Annotated in this window: 4 protein-coding genes; all 4 read left to right on the forward strand. The window is 55.3% G+C overall.

Going from position 1 to position 5,495, the window contains the following annotated elements:
* Nucleotides 1-652: 652 nt before the first annotated feature.
* The 4 genes from leuA to CSQ89_RS19585 all read left to right on the forward strand — a co-directional run bounded on the left by leuA (nt 653) and on the right by CSQ89_RS19585 (nt 5,246).
* Nucleotides 653-2,332, forward strand: coding sequence for a 2-isopropylmalate synthase (leuA, locus tag CSQ89_RS19570; RefSeq protein ID WP_099407715.1), 1,680 nt, complete (start codon nt 653-655; stop codon nt 2,330-2,332).
* 148 nt (nt 2,333-2,480) lie between these two features.
* Nucleotides 2,481-3,509: an anthranilate phosphoribosyltransferase gene (gene trpD, locus CSQ89_RS19575; RefSeq protein ID WP_099407716.1), complete on the forward strand. Its 1,029-nt coding sequence runs from the start codon at nt 2,481-2,483 to the stop codon at nt 3,507-3,509.
* Between the two features lie 2 nt (nt 3,510-3,511).
* Entirely contained in the window at nt 3,512-4,300 is a 789-nt protein-coding gene (trpC, locus tag CSQ89_RS19580; protein WP_099407717.1) for an indole-3-glycerol phosphate synthase TrpC, read from the forward strand.
* 214 nt (nt 4,301-4,514) lie between these two features.
* Nucleotides 4,515-5,246, forward strand: coding sequence for a glutathione peroxidase (locus CSQ89_RS19585; RefSeq protein ID WP_099407718.1), 732 nt, complete (start codon nt 4,515-4,517; stop codon nt 5,244-5,246).
* Nucleotides 5,247-5,495: the final 249 nt, after the last annotated feature.

The following is a 5,495-nucleotide window of genomic DNA, read 5'->3' on the forward strand; positions in this document are numbered from 1 at the left end:
GTATGGCTGCAATCTCAACCTTGTTCTTGGTGCAACAAAAAGATGGCTTGGCAAACGGGGGCGTCCATGTATGACAATCGGGCACCGTCAAAACGGGCAACTGTCAGATCAAGTCTGAACTTCTACATTTAAAGATATAGACCTGCCACCCTCCTTGGCACGCGTCCGAGCTATACCTGAATACGGGCGCTCTCTACTTGACTGTAACAACGCACTTTCATGATGACCCGCTGTAAGCCGGGTAGCATGCTTGAGTCACCATGCTGCTTTCAGCTGCAAAAAACGCTTGACCAAAAACAACCTTAGCCTTTACGGTTGAGTCCATGACCTCCTGTCAGCAAACTCTATCGCTACGACTATCCCTAGCCCACTCTTCGGGCCTGGGTTTGCTGCTGCGCACCTCGCGCGCTTGATTTTCCCCTCCCAGTCCTGAAGCTCATCGCTCCCCGCGAGGGTCTGCTGCGCTTGATCACACCCACTTACCGCACCAACTTCACCACTAGGAAATCACCATGCTTCGTCTCACTACACCATCGCTACGACTGCGCAACGGTTGCCCGGCCATGAACACGCGACAGCCTGGCAGCCACTTGTCTCTTTGCAAACAGACCGTCGCATCCGTAACGACCCCACGACGATCACGAGATAAATCATGTTGAAGAACGCAAACAGTAAATATCGCCCCTTCCCTACCCTTGCCCTACCCAACCGAATTTGGCCTACCCAGGTCATTGAGCGTGCCCCGATCTGGATGAGCACCGACCTGCGCGACGGCAATCAAGCCCTGTTCGAACCCATGAACGCCGAACGCAAACTGCGTATGTTCGAGACCCTGGTGGCCATTGGCATCAAGGAAATCGAAGTCGCCTTTCCTTCCGCTTCAAAGACCGATTTTGACTTTGTTCGCAAGCTGATCGAGGAAGATCGCATTCCGCCCGATGTCACCATCGAAGTACTGACCCAAGCACGTGAACATCTGATCCGCCGCACCATCGAATCGCTGATTGGCGCACGCCGTGCCATCGTCCATGTCTACAACGCCACAGCCCGCTCTTGGCGGGAGCAGGTATTCAGCATGGAATGCGATGAAGTACGCGATCTGGCGGTAGAGGCTGTCAGCCTGATAAAAAATTTGACGGCCCAACACCCCGAAACCGAATGGGTGCTGCAATACAGCCCCGAAACCTTCAGTCAGACCGAACCCGACTTCGCATTGTCCGTCTGCAACGCTGTCATCGATGCCTGGGGGCCAACGCCCACCAACAAATTGATCATCAACCTGCCCGCCACAGTCGAGGCCGCCACGCCCAATGTGTATGCCGACCAAGTTGAGTTCATGCATCGCCATTTGGCGCAGCGCGACAGCGTTGTCCTGAGCGTGCACCCGCATAACGACCGTGGCACCGCCGTGGCGGCAGCGGAATTGGCGATGATGGCAGGGGCAGACCGTGTGGAAGGTTGTTTGTTCGGCAATGGTGAACGCACTGGCAATGTCGATTTGGTCACCCTGGCGCTGAACCTCTACACCCAAGGCGTAGACCCCGGTCTTAATTTTGCCGACATCAACCATGTGGCGCGTACCGTGGAAGACTGTACCCAGTTACCTATCCACCCACGCCATCCCTATGTGGGCGATCTTGTCTTCACCGCTTTTTCAGGCTCGCATCAGGACGCAATCAAGAAAGGCTTAGCCTACCGCAAGGACGGTGACATCTGGGATGTACCTTATCTGCCCATCGACCCTGCCGACCTTGGCCGCAGCTACGAATCGGTCATCCGCGTCAACAGCCAATCGGGCAAAGGTGGCATTGCCTATTTGCTGGAATCCCAATACGGCCTTGTAATGCCACGGCGTTTGCAGGTTGAATTCAGCGGCGTGGTTCAAAAGCACACCGACACCACAGGGGCCGAGGTCAATGCCGATGAATTGTGGCGCATGTTTGGCCTGGAATACCTGGAAGCCCACACGCCCATGCGTTTGCATGGGCACCACTTGCTGGAAGACGGCAACGCCCAGGGCATTGAGTTGATCGTGGAAATCAACGGACAGTCGCAAAAAATGTGTGGCAGTGGCAATGGCCCTATTGCTGCAGCGGTCGCTGCCTTGGGTACGCCCGTCAAGGTGATGTCTTACGAGGAGCGATCGCTCGGCCACGGCGCAGATGCACGCGCTGTGGCATTCGTTGAAGTAGCCATGGATGGCGTAGACGGCAGCGTATTCGGCGTCGGCCTGCACAGCAACATCATCACCGCGTCGATTTTGGCTTTGATCAGCGCTATCAACCGCGCCACGGCTCGTACCCAAGCCGGCGTGGCTCAACAAGCAGCATAAGCGCTTGTTTGAATCGCCGTCGCGTGCCGTGCCACAAGTGCAGCACACGGCGGCGTTTGTTCTTTCCGGGGTACAGACCACGCTTGGAGCCCATGCACTAGCCAGCTAGAATCGACGCCCTCCCCATCCCTCCATAGGCCCGCACTCCATGATCACCCCGCAAGCCGCGCTGAATCGCCTTATCGATGGCAATGAACTCTTTTACGATGAGATGTTATCGGTAATGCGGCAGATCATGAGCGGCGAGATGAGCCCAGTACACACTGCCGCCATTCTCATCGGCCTGCGTGTGAAGGTGGAAACCGTACTCGAAATCGCCGCCGCCGCAACAGTGATGCGTGAATTGGCCAGCAAGGTCGAAGTAGCAGACCGCAGCCATCTGATTGATACCTGCGGCACCGGGGGAGACGGTGCCCACACTTTCAATATCTCCACCACCGCCGCTTTTGTAGCCGCAACAGCAGGAGCCAAGGTTGCCAAGCATGGCAACCGCAGTGTGTCGTCTAGCAGTGGCTCGGCAGATGTACTGGAGGCGCTGGGCGTTAACTTGGCTCTCACCCCCCAACAAGTTGGCCAGTGCATCGACAAGGTCGGCGTGGGCTTTATGTTTGCGCCCAATCACCACGGTGCCATGAAGAATGTGAGTGCCATCCGCCGTGAATTGGGTGTACGCACCATTTTCAATATCCTAGGCCCACTCACCAATCCAGCCGAGGCTGAAAACCAAGTCATGGGTGTGTTCCACCCGGATTTAGTCGGTATCCAAGCCCGTGTACTGAAAGAACTCGGCAGCCGCCACGTGCTGGTCGTACACGGCCGCGATGGCCTGGATGAAATAAGTTTGCTCGACACCACGCTGGTCGCTGAACTAAAAGACGGCGAAATCAACGAATACGTGTTCGACCCGCGTGAACATGGTTTTGCCTTTTGCAGCCCATCAGCCTTGAAAGCGAACAGCCCCGCCGAGTCGCAAGCCAAGATTCAAGCCGTGCTCGCCAACGAGGCTGGGCCCTGCCGCGATATTGTTGTCTTGAATGCAGGCGCAGCAATCTACGCCGCCGGCCTTGCGAATAACTTGGCCGCAGGATTCAAGGCTGCTGCAGCGGCCATTGCCAGCGGGGCGGCGCGCGCCAAACTCGATGCCCTCGTTACCATGACCCAATCCTTTAAAGCCTGACCATGTCCGACATCCTGAATAAAATCCTGGCTACCAAGGCCGAAGAAGTCGCCGCCGCCCGCAAACAGAAACCATTGGAAGCCATACGCGCCGAAGCCGAGGCTAACCGCGACCTGCGCGACTTTGTGGCAGCGCTACGTAACAAATACGCCGACAACCAAGCTGCCGTTATTGCCGAAATCAAAAAGGCCAGCCCATCCAAAGGGGTAATCCGAGCCGACTTCCAACCGGCCGCCATTGCTGCCGACTACGCGGCCCATGGCGCGGCATGCCTGTCGGTGCTCACCGACGAGCAATACTTCCAGGGCCATGTCGACTTCCTGAAAGCAGCTCGCGCTGCCTGCAGCCTACCGGTGTTGCGCAAGGACTTTATTGTCGATGCGTATCAAGTCGACGAAGCACGCGCCATGGGTGCAGACTGTATTTTGCTGATCGTGAGCGCACTCGCCACTTCGCATATGCAAGAGTTGGAAGCCCAGGCGCTTGAGTTGGGTATGGCCGTGTTGGTCGAATCGCACGATGGCAGGGAGCTTAACGAGGCGCTGAAGCTCAAAACCCCATTGATCGGCATCAATAACCGCAATCTGCGCACCTTTGAAGTCAGTCTGCAAACGACGCTAACGCTGCTGGAGGAAATACCTAGCGATCGCATCGTGATTACCGAATCAGGCATTCTCAAGCCAGCCGATGTCGCCTTGATGCTGGAACACGAGGTGTATGCCTTCCTGGTTGGCGAAGCCTTTATGCGCCAGCCTTCGCCGGGAGAGGAACTGGCCAAGCTGTTCGGCTAATACACAAACAGCTATTTAACACCCAACACCAACGCCGTCCGAAAAGGACGGCGTTGGTGCTTCAGGGGTATGCCTATCGCCCTACACCGAGCAATCATAGTAATTTCATATCAAAATGTTTTATACAATAAATTGGATCAATATAAATGAAGTAGGGATACTCCATGCCATCGCTGCTTTGCAGCCTATTTTGCAACTCAAAGGAGACGTTTCAATGCTGAAGAATCATGAAGGCCAGACTGTTCCCAACGTTACATTCCGCCTTCGCCAAAACAACGAATGGATAAGTGTAACAACGGATGAACTATTCAAAGGCAAGACCATTGCCGTGTTCTCCTTGCCCGGTGCCTTTACCCCTACCTGCTCCAGCACGCATCTGCCACGCTACAACGAACTCGCGCCCGTCTTCTTGAAGTATGGCGTTGACGCCATCCTCTGCATATCAGTCAACGACACCTTCGTGATGAACGAATGGGCCAAGGACCAGGAATCGCAAAACATCATGATGATTCCTGATGGCAACGGTGAATTCACCGAGGGTATGGGCATGCTGGTCGACAAAGCAGACCTGGGCTTTGGCAAACGCAGCTGGCGGTATTCGATGTTGGTCAGAAATGGCATCGTGGAAAAGATGTTCATCGAACCGCAAAAAGACGGTGATCCATTTGAAGTCTCGGACGCCGACACCCTACTGGCCTATGTCGCCCCAGAAGCCCAGAAACCCAGCCAAGTCGTGGTGTTTTCAAAAGAAGGCTGCGTTCACTGTGCCAAAGCCAAACAACTCCTGAGCGACCATGGTTACGATTACATCGACCTGCCACTAGACCACAAAGTGCGCGGCAAAGTACTTGGCGCTATCAGTGGCACCATGACGGCGCCCCAAGTCTTTATCAATGGCAAATTGATTGGCGGCGCTGAAGCGCTGGAAACCCATCTGGCTGCTTGATTGGCTCGCTGCGGGCATCTGTTTCAAGCGTGCCCGCAGCTTACGCACCACCCCAGTCGTTGAGCCAGAACCACACGACAACTCAGGTGGCTTGGCAAACCAATATATCGCACCCATTACTTACTGATGTTACGCAGTGCATACGCTAACCTGTCGCAATGAAGAACAAAGAACTCGATTTGTACACCGACTATTTGCTGAGCACGTTTGGCGCGGCGACAGCAACGGGCTTGTCGGCGATGGTAGGTG

Origin of the sequence: Chitinimonas sp. BJB300 (assembly GCF_002735695.1) — a bacterium.
Classification (GTDB): domain Bacteria; phylum Pseudomonadota; class Gammaproteobacteria; order Burkholderiales; family Chitinimonadaceae; genus Chitinimonas.